The sequence below is a fragment of the Pseudomonas sp. NPDC008258 genome (genome assembly GCF_042956345.1).
Lineage (GTDB): Bacteria > Pseudomonadota > Gammaproteobacteria > Pseudomonadales > Pseudomonadaceae > Aquipseudomonas.
This window is the reverse complement of the sequence record NZ_JBIBGE010000019.1, coordinates 1-25568: the sequence shown is the minus strand read 5'-3', so window position 1 is coordinate 25568 and position 25568 is coordinate 1. Positions and strand designations below refer to the sequence as shown.

At 61.6% G+C, this 25568-nt stretch carries 19 protein-coding genes; 6 read left to right on the top strand and 13 right to left on the bottom strand.

All coding sequences use genetic code 11. The features are described from left to right. Positions 1–23: 23 nt before the first annotated feature. Together ACFY9W_RS16540 and ACFY9W_RS16535 are read right to left on the bottom strand one after the other, a co-directional pair. On the bottom strand, positions 24–1406 hold the full coding sequence (locus ACFY9W_RS16540; RefSeq protein WP_391132081.1) for a heavy metal sensor histidine kinase: 1383 nt from the start codon (positions 1404–1406) through the stop codon (positions 24–26). Then, positions 1403–2077, bottom strand: coding sequence for a heavy metal response regulator transcription factor (locus tag ACFY9W_RS16535; RefSeq protein WP_391132079.1), 675 nt, complete (start codon positions 2075–2077; stop codon positions 1403–1405). The genes ACFY9W_RS16540 and ACFY9W_RS16535 overlap by 4 nt, the downstream gene beginning before the upstream one ends. A 349-nt stretch (positions 2078–2426) precedes the next feature. Between ACFY9W_RS16535 and ACFY9W_RS16530 the strand changes: the two genes are divergently transcribed. Then, complete coding sequence (locus ACFY9W_RS16530; protein WP_009684756.1) at positions 2427–2630, top strand: hypothetical protein; 204 nt, start codon at positions 2427–2429, stop codon at positions 2628–2630. Positions 2631–2699: 69 nt separating this feature from the next. Here ACFY9W_RS16530 and cmoB read toward each other — a convergent pair whose 3' ends face one another. Both cmoB and cmoA read right to left on the bottom strand, forming a co-directional pair. After that, complete coding sequence (cmoB, locus tag ACFY9W_RS16525) at positions 2700–3656, bottom strand: tRNA 5-methoxyuridine(34)/uridine 5-oxyacetic acid(34) synthase CmoB (protein ID WP_391132077.1); 957 nt, start codon at positions 3654–3656, stop codon at positions 2700–2702. Further along, complete coding sequence (cmoA, locus tag ACFY9W_RS16520) at positions 3653–4396, bottom strand: carboxy-S-adenosyl-L-methionine synthase CmoA (protein ID WP_391132075.1); 744 nt, start codon at positions 4394–4396, stop codon at positions 3653–3655. Before cmoA ends, cmoB begins: the two co-directional genes overlap by 4 nt. A 201-nt stretch (positions 4397–4597) precedes the next feature. Here cmoA and ACFY9W_RS16515 point away from each other — a divergent pair, with 201 nt between their 5' ends. Further along, the gene (locus ACFY9W_RS16515; RefSeq protein ID WP_391132073.1) at positions 4598–5788 is read left to right on the top strand and encodes an alpha-xenorhabdolysin family binary toxin subunit A; all 1191 of its coding nucleotides are present in this window, start codon (positions 4598–4600) and stop codon (positions 5786–5788) included. A 1-nt stretch (position 5789) separates the two neighbouring features. Then, positions 5790–6725: an alpha-xenorhabdolysin family binary toxin subunit B gene (locus tag ACFY9W_RS16510; protein ID WP_391132070.1), complete on the top strand. Its 936-nt coding sequence runs from the start codon at positions 5790–5792 to the stop codon at positions 6723–6725. Positions 6726–6731: 6 nt separating this feature from the next. On the opposite strand, the gene ACFY9W_RS16505 is transcribed toward ACFY9W_RS16510, so the two are convergent. The 5 genes from ACFY9W_RS16505 to ACFY9W_RS16485 form a co-directional block, all read right to left on the bottom strand. Then, positions 6732–7124, bottom strand: a complete 393-nt coding sequence (locus ACFY9W_RS16505) for a protease inhibitor I42 family protein (protein WP_391132068.1) — start codon at positions 7122–7124, stop codon at positions 6732–6734. A 170-nt stretch (positions 7125–7294) separates the two neighbouring features. Then, positions 7295–9715: an endopeptidase La gene (lon, locus tag ACFY9W_RS16500; protein ID WP_391132066.1), complete on the bottom strand. Its 2421-nt coding sequence runs from the start codon at positions 9713–9715 to the stop codon at positions 7295–7297. Positions 9716–9957: 242 nt separating this feature from the next. Next, positions 9958–12369 (bottom strand): membrane-bound PQQ-dependent dehydrogenase, glucose/quinate/shikimate family, encoded by a 2412-nt coding sequence (locus ACFY9W_RS16495; RefSeq protein ID WP_391132064.1) that lies wholly within the window; start codon positions 12367–12369, stop codon positions 9958–9960. Positions 12370–12398: 29 nt separating this feature from the next. Further along, a complete protein-coding gene (locus tag ACFY9W_RS16490) occupies positions 12399–13733 on the bottom strand; it encodes a carbohydrate porin (RefSeq protein ID WP_391132062.1) in 1335 nt (444 codons plus the stop codon). Between the two features lie 323 nt (positions 13734–14056). After that, entirely contained in the window at positions 14057–16105 is a 2049-nt protein-coding gene (locus tag ACFY9W_RS16485) for a TonB-dependent receptor domain-containing protein (RefSeq protein WP_391132060.1), read from the bottom strand. A 164-nt stretch (positions 16106–16269) separates the two neighbouring features. Between ACFY9W_RS16485 and ACFY9W_RS16480 the strand changes: the two genes are divergently transcribed. Further along, positions 16270–16491, top strand: a complete 222-nt coding sequence (locus ACFY9W_RS16480; protein WP_008093990.1) for a VF530 family DNA-binding protein — start codon at positions 16270–16272, stop codon at positions 16489–16491. 1 nt (position 16492) lies between these two features. Beyond that, a complete protein-coding gene (locus ACFY9W_RS16475; RefSeq protein WP_391132058.1) occupies positions 16493–17128 on the top strand; it encodes a Pr6Pr family membrane protein in 636 nt (211 codons plus the stop codon). A 120-nt stretch (positions 17129–17248) separates the two neighbouring features. Here ACFY9W_RS16475 and ACFY9W_RS16470 read toward each other — a convergent pair whose 3' ends face one another. The 3 genes from ACFY9W_RS16470 to ACFY9W_RS16460 form a co-directional block, all read right to left on the bottom strand. After that, complete coding sequence (locus ACFY9W_RS16470) at positions 17249–18010, bottom strand: siderophore-interacting protein (protein WP_391132056.1); 762 nt, start codon at positions 18008–18010, stop codon at positions 17249–17251. Then, complete coding sequence (locus tag ACFY9W_RS16465) at positions 18003–18548, bottom strand: helix-turn-helix transcriptional regulator (protein ID WP_391132054.1); 546 nt, start codon at positions 18546–18548, stop codon at positions 18003–18005. Before ACFY9W_RS16465 ends, ACFY9W_RS16470 begins: the two co-directional genes overlap by 8 nt. A gap of 89 nt (positions 18549–18637) precedes the next feature. Further along, a complete protein-coding gene (locus tag ACFY9W_RS16460) occupies positions 18638–21787 on the bottom strand; it encodes a transglycosylase domain-containing protein (protein WP_391132052.1) in 3150 nt (1049 codons plus the stop codon). Positions 21788–22179: 392 nt separating this feature from the next. Here ACFY9W_RS16460 and ACFY9W_RS16455 point away from each other — a divergent pair, with 392 nt between their 5' ends. Next, the gene (locus tag ACFY9W_RS16455; protein ID WP_391132050.1) at positions 22180–23598 is read left to right on the top strand and encodes an amino acid permease; all 1419 of its coding nucleotides are present in this window, start codon (positions 22180–22182) and stop codon (positions 23596–23598) included. 123 nt (positions 23599–23721) lie between these two features. Here the strand turns inward: ACFY9W_RS16455 and ACFY9W_RS16450 are convergent, their stop codons facing one another. Beyond that, positions 23722–25341: a glutamate synthase-related protein gene (locus ACFY9W_RS16450; protein ID WP_391132048.1), complete on the bottom strand. Its 1620-nt coding sequence runs from the start codon at positions 25339–25341 to the stop codon at positions 23722–23724. Positions 25342–25568 lie beyond the last annotated feature (227 nt).

Genomic DNA, 25568 nt, shown 5'->3' with positions numbered 1-25568 from the left:
AAGAGGCCCGTACAGGCAGCCGATTATTCGGCAGGAAACACCAGGCTGAAGCGAGTAGGCCCCAAAGGGCTGCTGTTCACCTCAACCCGCCCACCATGCAACTGCATGATCGACTTCACGATCGCCAACCCCAAACCGGTCCCGCCTTCCAGCCGCGAGCGCCCCGAGCCCACCCGGTAAAACCGCTCGAACAGGCGCGGCTGGTGTTCCGCAGCAATGCCAGGCCCCTGGTTCTGCACGGATAGCCACACTTCGCCGCCCGAACGTTCGATACGCAATTCCACGGGCGTACCGTCAGGGCAGTGTCGTATTGCGTTGCTCAACAGGTTTGACAACGCACGCTGAAACATCAGCCGATCACCCAGTGCCGTGCCCCAGCCCTGAACACGCAATTCAACGTCTTTCACCTCGGCGCTGTAGGCAAAAAGCTCGACAACCCTTGCAGTCTCGTCAGCCAATGCCATGGGTTTGCGAGCGATCTGTGTCTGGGGCTGGCTGACCTGGGCGAGAAACAGCATGTCGTTGATGATGCGGTTGAGCCGGGTCAGTTCCTCGATGCTGTCTTCCAGCACTTCCCGGTAGTTGGCGTTGTCCCTTTCACGGGCCAGGGTCACTTGGGCCTTGCCCATCAGATTGCTCAATGGCGTACGCAGTTCATGGGCCAGGTCGTCGGAGAACTGCGACAACTGGCTCACACCCTGATCAAGGCGGTCGAGCATCACGTTGATGCTGGTGGCCAGTTCTGCCAGTTCTTGTGGCAGGCCGATAGTGGGCAGGCGATGTTGAAGGTGCTGGGCCGACACTTGCCCTGCAATGCGCCGAAAGCGCCGCAGCGGCTTCAGGCCGCGTTGCATGAGCCACCAGGCGCCTGCGCCAATCAATACCAGCAGCAGTGGCAATGCGAGCAAGGTTGAATGCAGGTAGGCCTGCAACAGGGCGTTGTCGTCGGCCCGGTTGAGCGACATCATCACCTTGACTGGCGTGTTGTCACGCAGGTGCATCAGCCGCGTCACGCTGAGCATCTGGTTGCCACTGCTGCCGCGCCATTCATGAAAAGCGAGGCGGGCATCGGTGGGCAAGTCACCCACCTGCGATTCCAGGGCCGGGCCGAGGCTGAGCAGGTGCGGGTGGCGGCCTTCCAGGGCCAGCACGCTCAGGCTGAGGTTGTCATGCCCCATCACCAGGTCGAGCAGTGGATGGGCGCGGCTGCCCAGGTCCTCGCTGCGCAGGTCGACGCGCAGGTTGTGCTCGACTTGCAGCATCTTGCGCGCCAGGTCCTTGCGTGCGCGGCTGTCCAGCTCGTGATCCAGGGCGAACACGGCCAGGCAGGCCAGCAACAGCACCAGTGCGGCCCCCATCAGCGTCACGCTCAGGCCCAGGCGTAGCGACAGGCTGGCGTTTTTCAAAAGCGCGCCTCAAGTACATAGCCTACGCCACGCAGGGTATGGATCAGCTTGTCGTCGAACGGGTCGTCGATTTTCGCCCGCAGGCGCCGTATCGAGACCTCCACCACGTTGGTGTCGCAGTCGAAATTCATGTCCCATACCAACGAGATGATCTGTGTGCGCGAAAGCACTTCGCCGGTCTGGCGCATCAGCAGGTGCAGCAGGGCGAATTCCTTGGCCGTCAGGTCGATACGCTGCCCGGCGCGGTAGGCACGGTGGCGACCGGGGTCAAGCTCCAGGTCGGCGACGCGCAGGGTACTGGGCAGCATTTGCTGGTCGTTGCGGCGCAGCAGGCTGCGGATACGGGCCAGCAGCTCCGGGAACTCGAAGGGTTTCAACAGGTAGTCGTCGGCACCCAGGTCCAGGCCTTTGACCCGGTCGGCCAGGCGGCCGTGGGCAGTCAGCATCATGATGCGCGTGGCTGACTCGGCGCGCAGGCGCTGCAGCACGGTCCAGCCATCAAGTTCCGGCAGGTTGACGTCGAGGATGACAAGGTCGTAAGCGTGCTGGCGGGCCAGGTGCAGGCCGTCGGTGCCGGTATGGGCACAGTCGACTACATAGCCGTTTTCGCGCAGGCCCTGTTGCAGGTAGTCGGCGGTACGCAGTTCGTCCTCGATGATCAGTAGGCGCATGAGGGGGCTCGGGGTAATGAGAGGGGGGCGATTCTCGACCCTGTAGTGACATCAGGGTCAAGGGGCAGGATGTTACGGCATGAGAATGAGGGCGCGGCGCAGATGACGGATTTGTAATCCTGCGGTTATCTGGCTGCCTGTTCCGGCCCTTTCGCGGGCACGCCCGCTCCCACAGGATCACCACAGGTCTTGGAACTGTGCAGTACCTGTGGGAGCGGGCGTGCCCGCGAAGAGGCCGGAACAGACGAAACAAGCCCACATTGCAGGACTGTAATCCCCGCCTCACCTTGCTGTTAGCTGCCCCTCGCTAGGATGGCCGTGTCTGATCGGTTATCACGAGGCAAATACGATGAACCTGACCAAATACCTGCTGTTGGCCACCCTTGCCCTGGGCAGTGCCAGTGTTTACGCCGAGGGCGGTGCGGAGCGCTCCAGGCAGTTCTGGCAAGCGTTCCGCGAAGACCAGCAGCGCCTGCATGGTGACAAGCAACAAGCCGTTGCCGAACGCGAGCGCAAAGCGCAGGAAAAGGCCCGAGAGGTGGCCAAGGATTGAAGCAACAGCACCTGCGCTGCGACTGCTCCTCGTCGCAGGTGTATTCAGGCGCCCAACCGGGCGCCTTTTTTATTTGCGCGCCAGCAGCGTGGCGCGGCGTGGGGCAGGCAGCCCTTCGATGGTCTTGCCGTGGTCGTTCGGGTCGAGGAAGTCACCCAGCGACTGGTAGCGCATCCACTCGGTGCTGCGCTGTTCCTCGATGCTGGTCACGCTAACATCGACGCAACGCACATCGCTGAAACCGGCACGGCGCAACCAGCGTTCCAGGGCCGGTACCGATGGCAGGTACCAGACGTTGCGCATCTGCGCGTAGCGGTCTTCTGGCACCAGTACCTGGTTTTCGTCGCCTTCGATCACCAGCGTTTCCAGTACCAGTTCGCCACCTTTGACCAGGCAGTCTTTCAGCGCCAGCAGGTGCTCGATGGGGGAGCGACGGTGATAGAACACGCCCATGGAAAACACCGTGTCGAAGCCTTCGAGGTTGGCAGGCAGGTCTTCCAGGGCGAAGGGCAGGTGCCAGGCCGGCAGCTCCGGCAGGTACTGCTGCACAGCCTGGAACTGGCAGAAGAACAGCCAGTTGGGGTCGACACCAACCACCATGTCGGCGCCGGCGCCGAGCATGCGCCACTGGTAGTAGCCGTTGCCACAGCCGACGTCGAGCACGCGCTTGCCCTTGAGGTCCAGGTGCGGGCTTACCCGTGACCATTTCCAGTCCGAATGCCATTCGGTGTCCACATGCACGCCGAACAGATCGAACGGCCCTTTGCGCCAGGGCGACAGGCCCATGAGCGCCTGGCGCATCTGCGCGCGGGTTGCGTCATCGCAGTCGCAGTCCAGGCGCAGCCCGTTGACCAGGTCGACTTCGCTGGGTTGCAGGGCGGGCAGCGCTTCAAGCGCGCCGCGCCAGCGGTCGAGGTCACCGTGGCCTTTCTCCAGCTTGGCTTCCAGTTGTGCTTGCAGGCCTTGCGACCAGGAAGCCAGGGGCGTGCCCGCCAGGCGGCGGACGAGGGGGGACAGATCGATCATGGCAGGGCTATCAACGAGGCAAAGTTAAGGCATTGGAACCACGGCACCACCTTCGAGAAGCCGGCGGCACGCAGGCGCTCCTGGTGGGCTTCAAGGGTGTCGGGCCTCATCACGTTTTCGATGGCGCTGCGCTTCTGGGCGATTTCCAGTTCGCTGTAGCCGTTGGCACGTTTGAAGTCCAGGTGCAGTTCATTGAGCAGGTCATGCTCTTGCTCATCGGCGAAGCGCAGCTTTTCCGAGAGGATCATCGCGCCGCCGGGCAACAGCGCCTGACGGATACGGCCGAGCAGTTCCAGGCGCTGGTCGGGGGCAATGAACTGCAGGGTGAAGTTCATTGCCACTACCGAGGCGGGCTCGAAGGGCAGGGCCAGGATATCGGCTTCCAGTACTTGCACCGGCAGCAACTCCTGGAACATCGAGTCCTGGGCGGTGAGGTACTGGCGACAGCGCTCGACCATGGCGGCGGAGTTGTCCACGGCAATGACCCGGCATCCGTCACTGCGCACGTGGCGGCGCAGCGACTGGGTGACGGCCCCCAGGGATGCACCCAGGTCGTACAGCGCGGTGTGTGGCTGGGCGAAGCGCGCGGCCAGTACGCCGAGGTTCTCGACGATGGTGGGGTAGCCGGGCACCGAGCGCTTGATCATGTCCGGGAACACGCGCACCACGTCTTCGTTGAAGACGAAATCGGGTACCTGCTCCAGAGGTTGGGAGAAAAGGCGGTCGGGTTGTTTGCTCACGGCAGGCTCGAGACAGGGTGAAACGGGGGCGCATTTTATCCAATGGCCACGCATCTTGCCATGGCAACGCTTCAGGGTCGGAAGGTTCATGCCGGGGATAGTGAAGTTTCCCACAGGGTTAAGTTATCTGGGCGAATGATTTTAATGGGGTGCGGATGGACACTCCCGTAGCGTTATTCAATTGGCTATATGGATTGGGAAATGAATGTCATGAATGAGCGGGAAGAGCTACCCATAGATGAACTGGACCCCGTGCTCAGAGTGAAAGTGTTGCCAGAGCGCTACTTTTCATTTATTGAAAGCCGATTGGATGGTGGTCAACAGGTTGGCAGTTTGCTGACAGCTGATAATCTGAAAGTCATCAAAAGGTACGTCAATGCGATCAATCAGTTACCCCGCACTCAGGCAGACATCGAAAGGGAAGTCGATTATGCGGCCTTGGGTATTGATACCACGATGGTTAACGATCTGTATGTCGCGTTGCATCGGCATGCCTGTGAATGGGACATACTGGAGCGCAGCATAAAGCAGTTAGGGCCTGAAATTGAACTGTTCGCCGAAAGCCTGGTGCAGCGTGGCGGTAGCCTGCTGGAGAATCTTGAAAGCAGCGATGTTTTCATGGCGATCAAAAAACGCAAGGTCATGCAGGGCGACGATGTCTATACGCGGGAATTGAGCGAAGACGAGCAAGCTCAGATTGCCAGCGTGCTGACAGTAGGCATCAACGATTTGGTCAGGGAAATTGAAGGCACACGGCGACGGATCGATGAGGTCGATGCTCGCGCCAACTGGTTCAACAGTGAAATCAAGCGTGAGCTGAAACCGCGCATGGCTCGGCTGTTAAAGCACTTCGACGAAAAGGTTTCTCATGAGGATACGCTGAAAAAACGCCAGCAACTTGATCAGTGGGATGAAGAGATTGATCAGTTGAAATCCGATTACGATGCCCACGTGGGGTATGCGTTCACGGGCATTGTGTTGGGGCCGGTAGGGCTGGTGATAACCGGTGGAGTGTTTGGCAGCAAGGCAGAGAAGATCAGGGCAAGCAAGAATGCGCTGATCGAGAGGCGCCAGGAGTTGGCAAGTGCATTGGGAAAAATTGCACCCGCCATCAGTGACTTCGAGCGTGTCTCGACATTGGTCAGGGATTTGCAATTCAGGTGCAAGGACCTGTCGGCGGCCACCAAGCGATTGGCAGACGTCTGGCTGTTCCTTGCCTCGTATGCCAGTACGTCGGTCAATGAAGCCCAGGAACTCAGCACTATCACTCAACTTGAGTCATTTGTTCACGACTTCTCTGAAGTCATCAAACCGTGGAGCAAGATAAGCAATATCTGCCATACATTGTCTGAGTTGTTCAACGAACTGATTGAAGAGTATGAGGGTATCTGATATGGGTGTTGCGGATATTAACGCCAGCATGCCTGATTTTGTGCGGGTGCAAAAAGTGCAAGATGAAATGTTCCAGCTGATGGAGAACTGGGAGATGAAAGTACTCCCGGGGGCACAAGAGCAACTGGGAGAACTGCGCGCACTGCTGCTGGTTGTCGAGCGTGCGTTCAAGGAGAGCCTGATCGGCAGTATCACATTGCTGGAAGACCGGGATTTCATACCGGGCGTACAGGCAACTGATACTCACCCGAGGCTTGCCAGCGTATTGGAGCGCTTGAGCCAGCATCATGTGCGCTTGGCAGGGAAACTTCTACGGTTGGAGCTGTTTTCGTTATCGGCCTTGGTCGATTCATTGGCAGAGTTGGTAAACCGCACTGCCAGTCTTCAAGAACAGGCCGCTGCGTTCGATTTACGATTGGAACAACTGCGGCAACAACGGGCAGATATTCTTCATGCGATCGAAGTATTTGAAAAACCTTCAATTGCAAGCGCACTGAAGGGGCTAATCCCTAGCGATGATGAAATCGACCAGATAACAGGATTGATCACTGATCCGAAATTCGATGCCGGTTTGCTCAAGGCTGTAACGCAGAAACTCTCCAGGCATGCTGACGCGTTGGACGGGGCCAAGACTTTCACCGACCTGAGCAAGGCCCGTTCCAGGCTTGATGCAAAAATCGAGGCGGCAGTGGCCGACCAACGGCAGGTGCAGCGCTCATTGGAAGCTGCGCAGGATGAACTGGAAGCGGTCAAAGCGCTATCGGGGGTTGTGCCACTCAGGAGCGAGTGGCTGCACGAGCTTCGCAAGGTTGAACTGGAGTGGCAATCTCAGGCGTCCAGGCTCAGCACAACGATGGACCTGGAAGCTGCTACGGTCGCGTTGAAAGATCTGTGCGAATACCTGAAGGCGGTACAGCTGATGTACGACCGCAGTTGATCGCCCTTAGCGGACGATAATCTTGCAGTCGAAGCTTTGCACCGGGGCGACGTCTGCTGCCCAAGGCTGCTGGTACACCAACACCAGTTGGGCGTCCCCGGTGCTGCTGGCTTGGAAACGCCAGGTTGAAACACCGGCACTGCCGACCATGTCTTCCTCTTCGGGGGCGCTGTAAACCTCCGGACCGAGACTGCGCAATACGTTCGAGGCGGGGTTCTCTATTCGCCAGCGATAACCGGTGGACGGGTTGCTGGGCAAGCTCAGGGTCAGTGCCTGGCCAACCTGCAGCCGCGTTGGGCATTCACTTTCGGCGTCCAGTTCGACGGGCTGCGTGGGTTGTTGCGCGCAGGCAGAAAGCAGGGCGAAGCTCAGGGGAACGAGCAGACGGGGGGCGGTCATGTTGGCTCCGGGGGCTGGCGATGGCCTGAGGATAACCGATGATCGAGGAGTTTTGTGTTGTCAGTGCCGGCCCTTTCGCGGGCTTGCCCGCTCCCACAGGTACAGCACAGTTCGCGAAAGCTGTGATTTCCCTGTGGGAGCGGGCAAGCCCGCGAAGAGGCCGGTGCAGGCTAGAACAGGACTTTAGCCACGTCGGCAAAGCGCTTGGCGAAATGCACCGTCAGGCCTTCGCGCAGGTAGTCGGGCAGTTCGTCGAAGTCCCCACGGTTTGGCTCAGGCAGGATCAATTCGAAAATCTTCTGCCGCCGCGCCGCAATCACCTTCTCGCGCACACCGCCAATCGGCAGCACCTGGCCGGTGAGGGTCAACTCGCCGGTCATGGCCACGCCCTTTTTCGGAGCCTGGTCGCGGGCCAGCGACAGCAGGGCACTCGCCATGGTGATGCCGGCGCTCGGGCCGTCTTTTGGCGTGGCACCTTCAGGTACGTGCAAGTGAATGAACGCTTCATTGAAGAACCCAGGGTCACCACCAAACTGCTTGAGGTTGGAGCTGACGTAGCTGTAGGCAATCTCGGCCGACTCCTTCATCACATCCCCCAGCTTGCCGGTCAGCTTGAAGCCACGGTTGAGGGTGTGGATGCGGGTCGCCTCGATGGGTAGCGTGGCGCCGCCCATGCTGGTCCAGGCCAGGCCAGTGATCACGCCTTTGCCAGCCAGTACCTGCTCGCTGCGGAACACCGGCGTACCGAGCGCGGCCTCCAGGTCCTTGGTGCCGATCTTCAGTTTGGCTTCAGGGTCTTCCAGCAGCCTGATTACGGCCTTGCGCACCAGCTTGCCCAATTGCTTCTCAAGCTGGCGCACGCCGGCTTCGCGGGCATAGCCTTCGATCACCATGCGCAAGGCACTGTCGCTGATGCTGAGGCTGGTCTTGGCCACGCCAGCCTTTTCCAGCTGCTTGGGCCACAGGTGGCGCTTGGCGATGGCCAGCTTTTCTTCGGTGATGTAACCGGACAGGCGGATCACTTCCATGCGGTCGAGCAACGGCCCGGGGATCGAGTCGAGGGTGTTGGCGGTGCACACGAACAGCACTTTGGACAGGTCCAGGCGCAAGTCGAGGTAGTGGTCGAGGAAGTCGACGTTCTGTTCCGGGTCGAGGGTTTCCAGCAACGCGGAAGCCGGGTCGCCCTGGTAGCTCTGGCCCATCTTGTCGATCTCGTCGAGCATGATCACCGGGTTCATCACTTCGACGTCTTTCAGTGCCTGCACCAGCTTGCCGGGCTGGGCGCCGATGTAGGTACGCCGGTGGCCCTTGATCTCGGCTTCGTCACGCATGCCGCCAACGCTGAAGCGGTAGAACGGCCGGCCCAGCGACTCGGCAATGGACTTGCCGATGCTGGTCTTGCCCACCCCGGGCGGGCCTACCAGCAGCACGATCGAGCCGCTGATCTCGCCTTTCCAGGCGCCCACGGCGAGGAATTCGAGGATGCGTTCCTTGATGTCGTCGAGGCCGGCGTGGTACTGGTCGAGTACTTTGCGCGCATGCTTCAGGTCGAGCTTGTCCTTGCCATAAACGCCCCACGGCAGGGCAGTGGCCCATTCGAGGTAGTTGCGGGTTACGGCGTATTCGGGCGAACCGGTTTCGAGAATGCCCAGTTTGCCCATCTCTTCATCGATGCGCTTGCGTGCCTGGGGTGGCAGGGTCTTGCCTTCGAGGCGTTGTTCGAACTGTTCCAGGTCGGCGCTGCGGTCGTCCTTGGTCAGGCCCAGCTCCTGCTGGATGACTTTAAGCTGTTCCTTGAGAAAGAACTCGCGCTGGTGTTCACCGATCTGCCGGTTGACCTCGGCCGAGATCTCGTTCTGAAGCCGCGCGACTTCCACCTCTTTGCGCAGCATCGGCAGGACCTTTTCCATGCGTTTGAGCATGGGCACGCAGTCGAGTACTTCCTGCAACTGGTTGCCGGTGGCCGAGGTAAGTGCGGCGGCAAAGTCGGTGAGCGGCGAGGGGTCGTTGGGGCTGAAGCGGTTGAGGTAGTTCTTCAGCTCTTCGCTGTACAGCGGGTTGAGCGGCAGCAGCTCTTTGATCGCGTTGATCAGCGCCATGCCGTAGGCCTTGACCTCGTCGGTGGGTTCGGCGGGCTGGCGAGGGTACTCCACTTCGACCAGGTAGGGCGGGCGGTGGTGCTTGAGCCAGCTGCGGATGCGTACCCGGGTCAGGCCTTGGGCGACGAATTGCAGCTTGCCGTTTTCGCGGCTGGCGTGGTGCACCTTGACCAGCGTGCCGTACTGCGGCAGCGCCGAGGTATCGAAATGGCGATGGTCTTCTGGCGGGGTGTCCATGAAGAACAGTGCCAGGCAGTGGTCCGGTGACTTGGCCACCAGGTCGAGGGTTTCGGCCCAGGGTTCTTCATTGACGATGACCGGTAGTACCTGGGCCGGGAAGAACGGGCGGTTGTGGATCGGGATGACGTAGACCTTGTCCGGCAACTGCTGGCCGGGCAGGGCGAGGGCGTGACCGGTTTCGGCCTGAGTGGTGGTGTGCTCGACTTCGCTGTGTTCGTCGGGGTGTTCCGGGAAATCCTGCTGGTCGCTCATGGGGCACCTGCGTGAATGGCTATGGTGCTTAGATGGGGCGGGGGGGGATGGGTTTCAATGGTAGACCAAGGCAGCAGGGGAGAGGCTTCATCTTTGGGTGCCTGTACTGGCCTCATCGCCGGCAAGCCAGCTCCCACAGGTACTGCACAGGCCTTGAAAGCAGTGGGTTACCTGTGGGAGCTGGCTTGCCGGCGATGGGGCCGGTACAGGTGAATGAGCCCCTGAGGAGGGGCTCGGCAGCTTTATTCAGCCAATTTGTAAGCGATGATGTAATCGCCCATCTTTGTACCCAGCGAGCCATGGCCGCCGGCAGTCACCAGCACATATTGCTTGCCATCCTTGCCGGTGTAGGTCATTGGCGTGGCCTGGCCACCTGCTGGCAGGCGGGCACTCCACAGCTCCTTGCCGTTGTTCACGTCATAGGCGCGCAGGTACTGGTCCAGGGTGCCGCTGAGGAAGCCCACGCCACCGGCGGTGACAATCGAGCCGCCCATGCTCGGCACGCCAACTGGCAGGCCGATTGGCACCGGGGTGCTGTCGCGGGTGGTACCGTTCTTGTGCTTCCACACCACCTTGTTGGTGAACAGGTCGATGGCAGCAACGTAACCCCAGGCCGGAGCCTGGCACGGTACGCCCAGTGGCGACATGAACGGGTGCATGGTCACTGCATAGGGGGCGCCGGTGTTCGGCTGCACGCCGCTGGTCTCGCTTTCGCGCTTGCTGCCTTCGGCAACCTGCTCACGCGGCACCATCTTCGACACGAAGGCCATGTAGTTGGGCGAGGTGAACAGCAACTGGCGTACCGGGTCTACCGACACGCTGCCCCAGTTGAACACGCCGACGTTGCCTGGGTAGATCAGCGAGCCCTGCTCGGACGGCGGGGTGTACTGGCCTTCGTAGCGCAGTTCGCGGAACTGGATACGGCACAGCATCTGGTCGAACGGCGTGGCGCCCCACATGGCCTGTTCGGTCAGTTCAGGGCCGAGCAGGTTGAGGTCGGAGCGGGCCTGGGTCGGCGAGGTGTGATCGCCCTTCACTGCGCCTTGCGGGGTGGGGATTTCGCGGATCGGCACGATCGGCGTACCGTCGCGGCGGTCGAGCACATACAGGCTGCCTTGCTTGGTCGGTACGATGATTGCCGGTTTCACGCCATCGTCAGTCTTCAGGTGGACCAGGGTGGGCTGGCTGCCGACGTCCATGTCCCACAGGTCGTGATGGGTGAACTGGTAGTTCCAGCGGGCCTTGCCAGTGGCCAGGTCCAGGGCCACTACGCCAGCGCTGTACTTCTCCGCGCCTGGGGTGCGGTCGGCGCCCCACTGGTCCGGGGTCTGGTTGCCCAGTGGCAGGTAGATCATGCCAAGGTCTTCATCAACGCTGGCGATCGACCACATGTTGGCCGAATTACGGCTGTACTGCTTGCCGGGGGCCAATGGCTTGGTGTCGTCCGGGTTGTTGCTGTCCCAGTTCCACACCAGGTGGCCGTCGTGCACGTCGTAGGCGCGGATCACGCCGGACGGCTCGTTGGTCGACTCGTTATCGGTGACGTGGCCACCGATGATCACCAGGTCGCGGGTGACCGCAGCCGGCGAGGTGGAGTAGTAGCCGCCGGCAGTGAACGGGCCGATGCCGGTGGTCAGGTCGATCACGCCCTGGTTGGCGAAGCCTTCGCAGACTTTGCCGTTGTCGGCGTTGATGGCAATCAGGCGGGCATCGGCGGTTGGCAGGTAGAGGCGACGCGGGCAGGCCTGAGCCACGGCCTGGCCTGCGTCGGTGATTTTCGGTACCGGGCTGCCGTCGCGGCTGACGTAGCGGTTTTCGTCATAATACGAAACGCCACGGCAGGTCATGTGGGCAAAGCCTTTGAAGGTGCCGACCGGGCTTTTGACCTGAGGGTCGTAGCGCCAGATTTCCGCACCCGTGTCCGGGTCCAGGGCCAGTAGGCGGCTGTGCGCGGTGCAGGCATAGAGCATGCCGTTGACCTTCAGCGGGGTGTTCTGGTTGGTCAGCTCCACCGGGTCGTTTTCGGTTGGCAGGTCACCGGTACGAATACGCCAGGCTTCTTCCAGGCGGTAAGCGTTCTGCGGGGTGATCTGGCGCAGTGGCGAATAGCGGTCGCCATGCTCGGTGCGGCCATAGGCCTGCCATTCGCCATCTGGCATGGCCGGGGCGGCGCTGGCCATTTCGCTGCTTTCGCGGCCCAGTTCGCCGAACACTTCACCGGGGTGGGTGAACTGGCTGGCGATTGCGCAAGCACCCGAAGCGACCACTGCAACGCTGAGCAAAGCGGTATTGGCTTTGACAGCAGGGCCGATCAGCGGGCGACGTGCCCATGGCAGCAACAGCACTACGCCGATGGCAAACCAGATGGCCAGGCGTGGCACCAGTTGCCACCAGTCCAGGCCCACCTCAAGCAAGGCCCATACCGTGCTGCCCAGCAGCACCAGGCCGTACAGGCCCAGGGCAATGCGACGCTGGGCCAGCAGCAGGATGCCCGAAACGGCAAAGCCGATACCGGCGATCAGGTAGTACAGCGATCCGCCCAGCTGGCTCAACTTGATGCCGCCGGCCAGCAGGGCCAGGCCCATCAGCAACAGCAACGCGCCGACCAGGCGCGGTAGCCAGCGGCTTCCATTGTTGGCACTTTCAGTGCTCATCGTAGGTTCTCCGTCAGGTCAAAAAGGGGTTAGAAACTGCTCTGGATCTTCAGGCCACCGACCAGGGCGCCATCGACCTGCGACACCCCGCCCGGGTGGCGGATGTACTGCAGGTTGGGGCGTACCGTGAGCCAGTCGGCCAGATGGATGCCGTAGTACAGCTCGGCGCTGTACTCGGTGTCCTGCACGGGCAGGTAACCGGGGTTGTCGTAGTCGTCGAGGCCGGCGGCCTGGTTGGCCAGGCGGGCGTTCTTGCGGTAGGCAGGGTTGACGTGCACGCGGGCCAGGGCGAAACCGATGTCGTCCTTGGCGCGGGCGTCGAAAGGCCCTTTGTATACCAGTCCTGCCTGCACATAGTTGTCGATGGCATTGGTCTTCTTGTCGTGCACCGTGGCGTTGGCGAACAGGCTCAGGCCGCGCGACTGGTCTGACGCCAGCGAGGTCACCTGCTGCTGGGCGCCGAGCCACATGCCGTGCTTGCTCGAGCTGCTGCGGTAGGCGGCGCCGCTGAGGGCTGCCGGCTGACCGTTGCTGTCCTTGAGAACATCTTGTGCCTTGGCATTACTGTAGTAGTAGCCGGCGCGATATTCCCCTTTCAGGCCTTGGATACGTGGGGTCCATACCAGTTCGACTGGCATTACCGCGCCCTGGGTGCCGCTGCCGCTGAGCTTGAAGCCGTTGCCGGATTCGAGGTTGGAAGGGTTCTGCTCGAACACGCCGACCTGTGCGTACAGTTCGGGGGTGAGGTTGTAGCGCACGCGCAGGGCCCACTGGCTGACGGGCCAGTTGTACCAGATGCCGCCGACCCAGTTGCCCACCTGCGAGCCGCAGAAGGCCAGGTTCTGGAAGTCGCAAGGGAAGCTGTTGAAGTCTTCGCCTTCGCCGAACCGGCCGAATTTCACGTCCAGCGCGCCATCGAAATACTTCTGCTTGATCCACATTTGCGTCAGCCGCCAGGTTTCGCCACGGCCCCATACTTCCTGGGCCGAGGTGAAGCCGCCGACGCGTGGGTCGTTGATGCGGTCGTTGCTGATGTTGTCGCCGTGACGTTCGGTGATGGTCAGCTGGATTTCGGTGTCGTGCCAGCCGAGGATCTTGTCCAGATCCAGGTGGCTGCCAAAGGTGAACTGGTCGCTGTAGCGCGCAGTGCGGTCGTGGTCGTAGCCGCCGTGCAGGTTGCTGCCCATCTCGCCGGTGTAGCCGAGGGTGAAGTCGTAGCCTTTTTCCAGCAATTCGCTGCGGGTGCCGCCCCAGTCGCCAAGCATCCATGGGGAGTCGCTGGCGAACATTTCGCTGGCGCCGACGGGGGTGGCCAAGGCACTGAGGGCAAGGCCGATGTAACAGGTTTTGGGCAGTTGGAGCATGAGATAGCGCTATCTTTTGATTATTGAAAAAACGGCAAGCGCATCGAAGGGCGGGCCCTTCAATGGATATGGCGACTAAATGGTTTCGATGAAGCGTTTCAGCTTGAGGCGGGGAGGATATAGCGGAAGTTGTAAGAAAAAAAGACAAATTGTCGCAGTTGATTGTTGCTGATCTGGCAACAGTCAATGCCGGCGATCAAAACCTGAAAGCTTGCCAGGACTCTGTGGGAGCGGGCATGCCCGCGAACACCGGCGGAGCCGGTGCCATCTACCGCATTGGATTCTTCGCGGGCATGCCCGCTCCCACAGATGCAGGTTCGCAATTAGAAAGTGGTACGCAAGCCCACTTCCACACTACGCCCCGGCGCCGGTGCGATATCGCGCAGGATCGAGCTGGCGTAGCGTACGGTCTGGTCGGTCAGGTTCTCGCCGCGCACAAACGCCAGCCACTGGCTCTGGCCAATGTCGAAGCGGTAGCCAACGCTTGCACCCAGCGTGGTATAGCCATCGGTGCTGGTTTCGTTGGCTGGCTTGCGGTGCTGCGATGCCGCATGCTGCACATCCACCCGCGCCTGCCAGCGGTCCAGCTCCCACACCAGGCCGCTGTTAAGGCGCAGTGGGGCAATGCGTGGCAGCGGCTCGCCACTGTCGAGGTTCTTGGCGCGGGTGTAGTCACCGGACAGTTCCAGCGCGAAGCTGCCGTAACGGTTCTCGACCAGTTGCCAGCGGTCCTGGGCTTCGATGCCGTAGAAGCGCGCCCGTACGCCCTGGTACTGGTACTCCGGGAACCCGTCGTGGTCATGATCGTGGTCGTGGTCTTCTTCGTCATGGTCGTGGTCATGCCCGCCTTCGCGGATGTTACCGGTGCCAATCAGCCCGATGTAGTTGCGGAAGTGGCTGTAGAACACCCCGACACTGCCTTTGTGGGTGCCATTGTCGAAGCGCAGCGCCAGGTCGGCGGAAATGGCTTTTTCCTTGTTCAGGCTGGCATCACCGACTTCAAATGCACCGGTAGCCACATGGGCGCCATTGGCGTACAGCTCGTAGAAGGTCGGGGCGCGTTCGGTGTAGCCGAGGTTGGCAGCCAGCGACCAGACCGGGTCGAGTTGGTACACCGCCCCGGAAGACAGGCTGAAGGCGTTGAAGCTGCTGGCGCTGTCGGCGTCGACGAAATTTTCGTTGCCTTTGGCATCCGGGTCGACCCGCGTGTGCTCCAGGCGTGCACCCAGGCTCAGGTTCAGGCGCTCGGTGGCCTGCCACTGCTCCAGCATGAACAGGGCCAGGCTGTCGGTATTGGTGTGCGGGACGAAGGCTTCCTCGCCCAGGGCGGAGAATTCGTTGCGGCTGACCTGCGCACCGATCACCCCTTCCACCGGCCCGAGCGGTTGATGGCGGGCTTCGATGCGGGCTTCGTAGCCCTTGTTCTTGAAGGTGGTGTGCACCTCGCCTTGTTCGATCTCACGGTGTTCGTAATCGGTATAGCCGGCATCGACCTTGACCGAGCTGAACGGGCCGTCGAGGTCACGCACCTCGGAGGCGAAGGCGTAATGGTCCTGTTTCATGTCCAGGCGTACACCGGATTCGGCCACCGAGCCGTAGTTGCTGTCGTAGCCGCTGTACGACAGGCCGGCGTAGCCGTGATCCCAATGGTAGGCGCCACCGATTGCACCGCCGTCCTGGCGACCGTCGCTGTTTTCCAGGCGGTGTTTGCTGCCGGGCTCATCGGCGTCACGCACCTTGGAGCTGCGCGCGTAACCGGGTATGCGCAGGTCGTTGAACTGGCGGCTGTTGGCATCCAGGTGCAGTGCGAAGGTGCCGTTACCGGCCTCGAGCTTGCCCGCACTGCTGCGGGTGGTGTCGGCGCCGCCGTAGCGCAGTTCGCCGGCACCGTGGATGCCTTCGATGGGCGCATCCGGGATGCGGTTGTCGAAGGTATTGACCACGCCACCGATGGCGTTGCCGCCATACAGCAGGGCGGCCGGGCCGCGAACGATCTCGACGCGCTCGACCGTTACCGGGTCCAGCGGCACGGCGTGGTCGTAGGACAGCGACGAGGCATCCAGGGCGCCGACGCCATTGCGCAGAATGCGAATACGGTCGCCGTCCAGGCCGCGGATTACCGGGCGGCTGGCGCCAGGGCCGAACCAGGTGGAGCTGACACCGGGCTGCTTGTTCAGGGTTTCACCGAGGCTGCCGTGCTGTTGCTGCAACAGGCTGTCGCCTTCAAGCACGGTACTGGGAGCCGCCAGCTGTTGGTTGCCCAGCGGGTTGGCGGTGATGACCTGGGGTTGGAGTTCCACGGCCTGGCTGGGTGAGGCGGCCAGCCAGAGCGCGACGGCAAGGGGGGAGAGGCGAAGCGGTGCGTACAACATGGGGATGGGGCGTTCCTTGGCAGATGCTTTTGTAATGTTACAACATAACATATCTATTTCAGCACAGAGGTTTTGCCCATGGCCAGTGGTTTTTCTGTCGACACCACTGATCCCACCCGCCACTACACTCGTGTAAGGTGCGCATCTTTCCTACGGAGCACAGCATGAGCACGGCCCAACACAACGCGCTGCACGGCAAGACCCTTGAACAGATCCTCACCGAGCTGGTAGCGCACTACCAATGGCAAGGCCTGGCCGAGCGCGTGGATGTGCGCTGCTTCAAGAGCAACCCGACCATCAAGTCGAGCCTGACCTTCTTGCGTAAAACACCGTGGGCGCGGGAAAAGGTCGAGCAGCTGTATGTGAAGCTGCAGCGTCAGGCCTGAAATGCCGCAACGTCCCTGGCTGACTGGCGTGGCCGTGCTGGGCTGGTTCGGTTTGACCGTTCAAATCTACCTGGTGCTTGTGGCTCGCTGGCAGGAGCAGGCCAGCCTGATTGGCGGCCTGATCAATGTGTTCGGCTATTTCACCGTACTGAGCAATACCCTGGTGGCGACGGTGCTCAGCTACGCGGCGTTTGGGCGGGAGGGGCGTGGTAAGCGGTTCTTCCTGTCGCCCTCGGTGAGTTCAGCAATTGCTGCCAGCATCCTGCTGGTTGCGTTGGCGTACAGCTTGTTGTTGCGCCATTTGTGGCAGCCGCAAGGCTTGCAGTGGCTGGCGGATGAACTGCTACACGATGTGATGCCGGTGCTGTACGCCTTGTACTGGTGGTGCGCGGTGCCCAAGGGCACGTTGCGGTTATGGCACCTGGCGGTCTGGGCGATTTACCCGGCGCTGTACTTCGGCTATGCGCTGTGGCGGGGCAGCGAGATTGGTGTGTATGCCTACCCGTTCATCGATGTGGCGAGCCTGGGGTATGGGCAGGTGATGCTCAATGCCCTTGGGGTGCTGGCGGGGTTCTGGGGGATAGGGCTGGTGTTGCTGGGGCTGGACCGGTGGCGCGGGGTGCGGAAATTTGCTTAGCCTGTGCTGGCCTCTTCGCGGGCACGCCCGCTCCCACAGGTACTGCACATATCCCGAGGGCAGTGGAGTACCTGTGGGAGCGGGCGTGCCCGCGAAGAGGCCAGCACAGGCAGAAAACAATCACTCGTCGTCCGCAGTCCCGTCGGCCCGCCAATAGGCCGCAGCCTTCAGCGCATCTTCCGGCACGCCTTTCTCAAGCAACAACGCCTTGGCCTGGCGCGTGAGTGCCTTTTCCAGCGCCACCCAACCATACAGCCGGCCTTGCGGCAACGTCAGGTTTTTCACCAGCGCCAACAAATCTTCCTGCTGGCGGCGCACCCAGATCACTTCGACTTGTGCCTTGCTCGGCAGTGGCTGGCGCTCCTGTTCGTCTTCGATCTGGATCACTGCCAGCACCTGGCGGCCTGCCGGCAGTTCTTCCAGTCGGCGACCAATCGCCGGTATGGCCGTTTCGTCACCGATCAGCAGGTAGCTGTCGAACATATCCGGCACCACCAGCGATGCCCGTGGCCCGGCGATGTTCAGGGTTTGCCCCGGCGCGGCCTGCGCAGCCCAGGTGGAGGCGGGGCCATCGCCGTGCAGTACAAAGTCGATATCCAGTTCATTGGCCACCAGGTCGATGCGCCGTGGCGTGTACTCGCGCATGGTGGGCCGTGCACCACCGTCCCGGCCCATGTTCCGGGCCTCGATGGCCTGCTGTTGCTCCGGCGTTTCGGCGAACAGCAGCTTGATATGGTCGTCGCTGCCTACGCTGGTGAAACCTTGCAGTTCATCACCGCCGAGGGTGATACGGCGCATGCGCGGGGTGAGGTCGGTGACCCGCAGTACCTGCAGGCGGCGCTGGCGGATCTCGTGGTTGACGCGGTGGATGGTGTCACTCATGGGAAGTCTCCCTTGCAGGTTCAGCCGGCCCTGAGGCGATGGCCTTGGCAGTTTGGTTGAGCAAGTCGCGAACCCGTTCGATTTCTTCCGGTGTCCAGCGGCCGCTGTGCATGTGCAGCGCGTGGCGCAGGTTGCCGACGGCTTCATGAATCTCTGGCGGGCGGTCATGGCCGCGCAGGGCGCGTTTGCTGACTTCAATGCGCATGCGCACGCCGTCCAGCGCGACGGCCTGTTCAGCCAGGGCTGTGCGGCCGGCATCGGTAATGGCGTAAAGGCGTTTGCTGCCCTGCACCTGGCCGCTGATCAACTCGGCTTCCTCAAGAAAGTTCAGCGTGGGGTAGATCACCCCGGGGCTTGGGCTGTAGCTGCCGTCGAACAGGTTTTCGATCTGGCGGATAAGGTCATAGCCGTGGCCAGGCTGCTCGGCAAGCATGGCCAGCATCAGCAGCTTGAGGTCACCGGGGGCAAACACGCGCGGGCCGCGTTCGCCACGGCCGGGGCGCCGCTCAAAGGGGTCATGGTGGGTGTGTTCGCGCATGGGGGCAGGGCTCCGTCGTTTGCGATATATCGTAAGATATTACTCAAGATATATCTAAAGACAAGCCCTTATATGCGGATGATTATCATCTACTCTTTCGATACATCCCCTTTTGGTGCGGTGGTGCTCACCGCTACCTGTGGCGGCTTGCATTCATTCGGATTGCCCGGCTGCAGGTACGGCATGAGTATCGGAGCCATGCCTTTGAGCACCTGTACCGGCAGTGCCGAGGTGAATTTGAATGCCTCTGCCGAGCGCCCCGGCACAAAGGCGGTGAGGGTGCCGAAGTGGTTGTCGCCCAGGAAGAACACGAAAGTGGCGGTACGGTTGAGCGAGCGCGAACCGATCAGCCGACCGCCGGCGCCGAAGCTTTCGATGCGGTTGTCACCGGTACCGGTCTTGCCGCCCATCACCAGTGGGGTGCCATCTTGCAGCTTGAAGCTGCCGGAAATACGCCGCGCAGTGCCTGCATCCACCACTTGCGACATGGCGCCTTTGAGCGCACGCGCCACCTCAACCGGCAGGATCCGCACACCCCGGTCCGGGTCGGTGATCAACTTGGTTTCGTAAGGTGTGTCGGCAGCAAAGTGCAGGGTATCGATGCGCAGGGTTGGCAGGCGAATGCCGTCGTTCTGGATGATACCGACCAGCTCCGAGAGGGCGGCAGGGCGGTCGCCCGAACTGCCGATGGCGGTGGCGAGCGAGGGCACCAGGTGGTCGAATGGATAGCCCACGCGTTTCCAGCGTTGGTGGATGTCGAGGAAGGCTTCGATTTCGACCATGGTTCGGATGCGGCTGTCGCGGGCGCCTTGGTAGCGGCTCTTGAACAGCCAGCCGTAGACCTCCTGGCGCTCGAAGCGGCTGGCGTTGACCATCTCGGTCAGGCTTGAACTGGGGTTTTTCAGCAGGTAGCCGAGCAGCCACAGGTCCAGTGGGTGAACCTTGGCGATGTAGCCTTGGTCGGGCAGGTCGTACTTGCCTGGGCCGTAAGCGTCGTACATCTCCGACAGGCGCCCATCGGTCAGCTTGCCCAAGGCAATCTTGTCACCCTTGAGGTGGGCTCGCACGAAGGCATTGAAGGTTTCCTGCCCGGCATCCGGGAACAGGTAGCGATGCACCGCAGCCAGGCGCTGCGGGGTCACGCGCATGCTGTCGAGGAACGTGTCCAGCCGTTGTTGCGAGGTCTTGCGCTGGTATTTCTTCCAGAAGCGCATCAGGTAATTGGTGCCTTCCTTGTCGGCGAAACGGGCCAGGTACTCCTGGCGGCGCGGGTCGGCGTCGTCCTTGAGCAGCGGCACGCGGTTGAACGGCTGCTGATAGGTCACGTAACGCACCAGGTCGCGCATCAGGCGGATGAACGGCAGGTTGATCGATTCGCGCAGGGCATCCTTCAGGGTCGGGTTGCGGTTGTTGTCTTCTTTGCGGAAGTTGTTGAACACATGCATGCCACCGCCGGTGAAGAAGGCTTCGCCGGTGTTGGCGGAGTATTTGCGTTCCAGCGCGGCGTCGAGCATGGCATCCAGGCTCTGGTTCTTGCTGTTTTGCGCCAGCCATTCCAGCGACCACTGGGTGATGCGGTCCAGCTCCGCCACCTCGACCTTTTTCAGTTCGGCAGCGGGTTTGCCGGCGTATTTGTCGTGCAGTTCGGCGATGATCTCCAGATACGTGGTGAGCACCCGCAGTTTGGCGGTGGAACCCAACTCCAGCTTGCTGCCTTCATTAATATCGAAGGGCTGGTTGGTGCTATCGGTCTGTACTCGCACCCGGGAGCCGTCGGCAGTGCGCTCGAACAGGGTAAAGCTGTAGCTCACCTGGTCGGTGGTCTTGCTGGTCAGCAGGCGCTCGCCGATCAGGCCCATTTGCGCAGCGAACGCGGGGTCGGCAAGGTTCTTCAGGTACTGGCTCACCTGCAACTGCAAATCTGCCTGCAGTGTGCTCGTGGCAGACACGTCAAGGCGGTCGAGGTCGTACAGTGGGCGGTTGAGCATGGCAGCCATGCGGTTGCGCGCCAGGCTGATGCCCTTGTTGGTGACGATTGGTACGATGGTCGGTTGTGCCACCCAGTCGCGGTACACCGCTTTGCTGGCAAGCGCGGCATCGGCCAGCGACTGCTCGATCACCTTGTTGGCGGCGAGCACGCGGATATGCGAGTCGGTGAGTTCGGCCAACTCGACGCGGCCCTTGGACAGGTAGTGTGAAGGGCGGCGCTGGGCAATCATCAGCGACAGTACCTGGCGCAGGGCCAGGCCGCGTGCAGCCATGCTCTCGGGGTCGCTGGCGGTGGAGGTCAGGGCCTGGTTGACCTGGTCGAAGTCGGCGCCGTACCACACCCGCAAACCTTCCGCCATGCCATGCACTTCGCCATGCCCAGGCACCGCAGACAGCGGCACGCTGTTGAGGTAGTCACGCACGATGCGCTGGCGCGCTTCAGTGGTGTCTGGCCCCCCCTGGTAGGCGCGCACGCTGGCGGAAATCATCTGCCGTATTTTCTCGGCGCCTGAAACGGTCAGGCCGTCCGGTGAGTGGCGGTACTTTTCCAGCTGCGTGGCCAAGGTACTGCCCCCGGCAGACTGGCCAGGCAGGGCAAGGTACTTGGCCACCTGGCTGTAGGCAGCCTTGGCAAAGCGTGGCCAGTCCACCGCCGGGTTGTTGCGAGGGTCCTGGGTATCGAGCAGGTCGCGGTTCTCGATGAACAGCAAGCTGTTGACCATCACGGGCGGAATCGCTGCAAAGTCCGGGTACAGGTGCTGCGGGTAGTTGTACTGGTACAGCATGTCGCCACGGCAGTCGGTGATCGACAGGCCGGCCTGGATTTTCTCGATGTAGGGCACGAACAGCCCGTGATCAACGTAGTTCATCAACGCTGGTGAGAATTTCACCTGCTCGCTGATCATGTAGTCGCGTTTGAGCAGGCGTGGCAGGAATTCGCCCAGGGCGCTGTAGCCCAGGCGTTTGTCGAAGGGGCCTTCACCGGGGTACACGATGGCGTCGCTGGGGCCGGGCTGCAGCGAGTAAGTCAGCGTGCCGGCCAGTTTGCTGAATTCTCGCGATTGCAGTTCGGACGTGCGGAATTCGTCATACGCAGCAAAGCCGATAGCCACCAGCGCCACCAGCAGGATGAGAATGATCAGTCGCCACCATAGCCGACGCTGACGGGGTGACTTGGGCTGTGGCGTCTCGGCCGGAGGTATCTCGGGTGCTTCCGTTCTGCTTGGTTCCGATTGCCACAGTGCGCCCATAGTCTTCTATCCGGCCAGGTATTTTCGTGTTGCTTGTCTGAAGCTTAGACGTTGAGCGGCTGAGGTGAAAAATTTGTAGGACGCGGAGAAAAGTAGCGTAGGGCTATGCGGCTTTGGTGTGGGTTTATTCGTACAACGATGTTGCTATGGTGCCTGGGAGAGCGGGGGGACAACTTCACGCCTCCGGATTTCTCGCCAAATTTCTGCACATATACAGTGAAAACCCCTACAACGGTCTTCCTATACTGCTCGCCCCCTTCGCCCTGCCGGGCGCTCTAACCCGGCACACGGGCCGGCCCACAAGGCCAGCCTGGCAAGCCAACGCCACGCCTATCGGCATGGCCGGTGCTGCACGAAGGTCAAATCCAATAACAAAATGAGGTTGTATTGCTATGCCAGTCGGCAACCACCCTGCCCACGGCCCTGCCACCGAAGGCGGCCCGCTCAAGCGTGAACTGGGCGAACGGCACATCCGCCTGATGGCGCTGGGCGCCTGTATCGGCGTCGGTCTCTTCCTGGGTTCGGCCAAGGCCATCGAAATGGCCGGCCCTGCCATCATGCTTTCCTACATCATCGGCGGCCTGGCCATCCTGGTCATCATGCGCGCCCTTGGTGAAATGGCCGTGCACAACCCTGTCGCCGGCTCGTTCAGCCGCTATGCACAAGACTACCTCGGCCCGCTGGCGGGCTTCCTTACCGGCTGGAACTACTGGTTCCTCTGGTTGGTGACCTGCGTTGCCGAAATCACCGCGGTGGCCATCTATATGGGCATCTGGTTCCCCGATGTACCACGCTGGATCTGGGCCCTCGCGGCGCTGGGCAGCATGGGCGCGGTCAACCTGGTGGCGGTGAAGGCCTTTGGTGAGTTCGAGTTCTGGTTTGCGCTGATCAAGATCGTCACCATCATCGCCATGGTCCTGGGCGGTATCGGCGTCATTGCCTTCGGCTTTGGCAATGACGGCGTGGCTTTGGGCATTTCCAACCTGTGGAGCAACGGTGGTTTCATGCCTAATGGCATGACCGGTGTGTTGATGTCGCTGCAGATGGTGATGTTCGCCTACCTGGGCGTGGAAATGATCGGTTTGACGGCCGGCGAGGCACGCAACCCGCAAAAGACCATCCCGCAGGCCATTGGCTCGGTGTTCTGGCGCATCCTGCTGTTCTACGTCGGCGCATTGTTCGTGATCCTGTCGATCTACCCGTGGAACGAAATCGGCAGCCAGGGTAGCCCGTTTGTCATGACCTTCGAGCGCCTTGGTATCAAGACCGCGGCGGGTATCATCAACTTCGTGGTCATTACCGCGGCATTGTCGTCGTGCAACGGTGGCATTTTCAGCACCGGGCGCATGCTTTACAGCCTGGCGCAGAACGGCCAGGCGCCGGCGGCCTTCGCCCGTACCTCGAAGAACGGTGTACCGCGCAATGCGCTGTTGTTGTCGATTGGCGCACTGCTGCTGGGCGTGCTGGCCAACTATCTGGTGCCGGAAAAGGTGTTTGTCTGGGTCACTTCGATCGCCACCTTCGGCGCGATCTGGACCTGGGTAATGATTCTGCTGGCGCAGCTCAAGTTCCGCGCAGGCCTTACCACCGCTGAGCGCAAGGCGCTGAAGTACCGCATGTGGCTGTGGCCGCTGAGTTCCTACCTTGCCCTGGCGTTCCTGGTGCTGGTGGTCGGCCTCATGGCGTACTTCGAGGATACCCGCGTGGCCCTTTACATTGGCCCGGCGTTCCTGGTGTTGCTGACGGTGTTGTATTACGCGTTCCGGTTGGCGCCGAAAGAGGCGCAGGGCGTAGCCAGTACCGCTTCCTGATCTGAAATTGCCGGGGCCGCTTTGCGGCCCATCGCGACACAGGCCGCTCCTACAGGAGACCGCGTATTTCTGTAGGAGCGGCCTTGTGTCGCGATCGGGCTGCGCAGCAGCCCCATGGTTCGATCAGGCAGCCACCTCACTGTGCGGCTCAAAGCTGTCCGCCCGCGCCAGTTGCCACATACGCGAATAGAACTGGCCATTCACCTCACCGGTCAGTAACTCTCCCGGTTTCAAGAACACATGCATCTGCGAGAACAGCTTGATCTCGGTGGCCGAGATGCGCCGCACCAGATGCTTGGCTTCCAGTTGTGCCGGGTGCTCCAGGCCTGCCGCGGCGAGCATTTCAGCCAAGGCTCGCAACGTGTTGTGGTGGAAGTTAAGCACCCGCTGGGCCTTGTCCGGCACTACCAGCGCACGCTGGCGTAGCGGGTCTTGCGTTGCCACGCCGGTCGGGCACTTGTTGGTGTGGCAGCTCTGCGACTGAATGCAGCCGATGGCGAACATGAAGCCGCGCGCCGAGTTGGCCCAGTCAGCGCCAATGGCCAGCACGCTGGCGATGTCGAAGGCGCTGACGATCTTGCCGCTGGCGCCCAGCTTGATCTTGTCGCGCAGGTTCAGGCCGACCAGGGTGTTGTGTACGAACAGCAGGCCTTCACGCAGCGGTACACCGATATGGTCGGTGAACTCCACCGGTGCCGCGCCGGTACCGCCTTCCTTGCCATCGACGACGATGAAGTCGGGCAGAATGCCGGTTTCCAGCATGGCCTTGGCAATGCCCATGAACTCCCAGGGGTGGCCCAGGCAGAACTTGAAGCCTACCGGTTTGCCGCCGGACAGCTCACGCAACTGGGCAATGAACTGCATCATCTCGATCGGGGTGGAGAATGCGCTGTGGCGCGAAGGCGAGATGCAGTCTTCGCCCATCAGCACACCACGGGTTTCGGCAATTTCCTGAGTGACCTTGTGTTTCGGCAGGATGCCGCCATGGCCGGGTTTGGCACCTTGGCTCATCTTGATTTCGATCATCCGCACCTGCGGGCTGCGCGCCTGGGTGGCGAAGCGTTCGGGGTCGAAGCGCCCGTCCGGCGTGCGGCAGCCGAAGTAGCCACTGCCCAGTTCCCAGACCAGGTCGCCGCCGTGCTCACGGTGATACGGGCTGATACTGCCTTCGCCGGTGTCATGGTGGAAGTTGCCCAGCTTGGCGCCCTGGTTGAGGGCGCGGATGGCATTGGCGCTGAGCGACCCGAAGCTCATGGCCGAAATGTTGAAGATCGATGCCGAGTACGGCTGGCTGCACTGCGGCCCGCCGACGATGATGCGGAAGCTGGCCGGGTCGGCCAGCGGCGCAGGGCGCATGGAATGGCCGATGAATTCGAAGCCGGATTCATACACATCGATCAGGGTGCCGAACGGTTTGTCCGACGCCTCGTTCTTTGCCCGCGCATACACCAGTGAACGTTGGGCACGGGAGAACGGCAGGGCATCGCTGTCCGATTCCAGCAGGTACTGGCGGATTTCCGGGCGGATGGCCTCTACCAGGTAGCGGATGTTACCCAGGATCGGGTAGTTGCGACGGACCGCATGGCGTTGCTGCAGCAGGTCGAACAGGCCGATCAGGCTGAGGATGCCCGTGGTCAGGGTGAACGGCCATAACCATTCGTGGTGGGTGAAGGGCAGGCTCGCCAGGGTGAACAGCACACAGGCGGCGAAGAAGGCATAGCGGCTGAGAAGTGACAGGCTCATACGGGGTCCTTGCGATGGCGCGGTCAGGCTCAGGGCCTGGGGGCAAACCCCGACCATAGCCAAGTTGCGGGGCGCTGCAAATTAAAATCGGGGTAGCGAAAATCATTCTCGCCAAGTCATGTGCCGGACTTACCGGCCCTATCGCCGGCAAGCCAGCTTGTATGGTTAGACTTGAAGGGAGGAGGAGGGACAAAGCCAGCTTCTGACTGTTAGCGCAGTACAGACCG

Bases quoted from the DNA above. Each gene is read 5' to 3' on its own strand.
- ACFY9W_RS16480 (WP_008093990.1), top strand. From the start codon at position 16,270: ATGAGCACGGCCCAACACAACGCGCTGCACGGCAAGACCCTTGAACAG.
- ACFY9W_RS16475 (WP_391132058.1), top strand. From the start codon at position 16,493: ATGCCGCAACGTCCCTGGCTGACTGGCGTGGCCGTGCTGGGCTGGTTC.
- ACFY9W_RS16510 (WP_391132070.1), top strand. From the start codon at position 5,790: ATGGGTGTTGCGGATATTAACGCCAGCATGCCTGATTTTGTGCGGGTG.
- lon (WP_391132066.1), bottom strand. From the start codon at position 9,715: ATGAGCGACCAGCAGGATTTCCCGGAACACCCCGACGAACACAGCGAA.
- ACFY9W_RS16470 (WP_391132056.1), bottom strand. From the start codon at position 18,010: ATGAGTGACACCATCCACCGCGTCAACCACGAGATCCGCCAGCGCCGC.
- ACFY9W_RS16485 (WP_391132060.1), bottom strand. From the start codon at position 16,105: ATGTTGTACGCACCGCTTCGCCTCTCCCCCCTTGCCGTCGCGCTCTGG.
- ACFY9W_RS16495 (WP_391132064.1), bottom strand. From the start codon at position 12,369: ATGAGCACTGAAAGTGCCAACAATGGAAGCCGCTGGCTACCGCGCCTG.
- ACFY9W_RS16490 (WP_391132062.1), bottom strand. From the start codon at position 13,733: ATGCTCCAACTGCCCAAAACCTGTTACATCGGCCTTGCCCTCAGTGCC.
- cmoB (WP_391132077.1), bottom strand. From the start codon at position 3,656: ATGATCGATCTGTCCCCCCTCGTCCGCCGCCTGGCGGGCACGCCCCTG.
- ACFY9W_RS16450 (WP_391132048.1), bottom strand. From the start codon at position 25,341: ATGAGCCTGTCACTTCTCAGCCGCTATGCCTTCTTCGCCGCCTGTGTG.
- ACFY9W_RS16535 (WP_391132079.1), bottom strand. From the start codon at position 2,077: ATGCGCCTACTGATCATCGAGGACGAACTGCGTACCGCCGACTACCTG.
- ACFY9W_RS16465 (WP_391132054.1), bottom strand. From the start codon at position 18,548: ATGCGCGAACACACCCACCATGACCCCTTTGAGCGGCGCCCCGGCCGT.
- ACFY9W_RS16455 (WP_391132050.1), top strand. From the start codon at position 22,180: ATGCCAGTCGGCAACCACCCTGCCCACGGCCCTGCCACCGAAGGCGGC.
- ACFY9W_RS16460 (WP_391132052.1), bottom strand. From the start codon at position 21,787: ATGGGCGCACTGTGGCAATCGGAACCAAGCAGAACGGAAGCACCCGAG.
- ACFY9W_RS16515 (WP_391132073.1), top strand. From the start codon at position 4,598: ATGAATGTCATGAATGAGCGGGAAGAGCTACCCATAGATGAACTGGAC.
- ACFY9W_RS16530 (WP_009684756.1), top strand. From the start codon at position 2,427: ATGAACCTGACCAAATACCTGCTGTTGGCCACCCTTGCCCTGGGCAGT.
- ACFY9W_RS16505 (WP_391132068.1), bottom strand. From the start codon at position 7,124: ATGACCGCCCCCCGTCTGCTCGTTCCCCTGAGCTTCGCCCTGCTTTCT.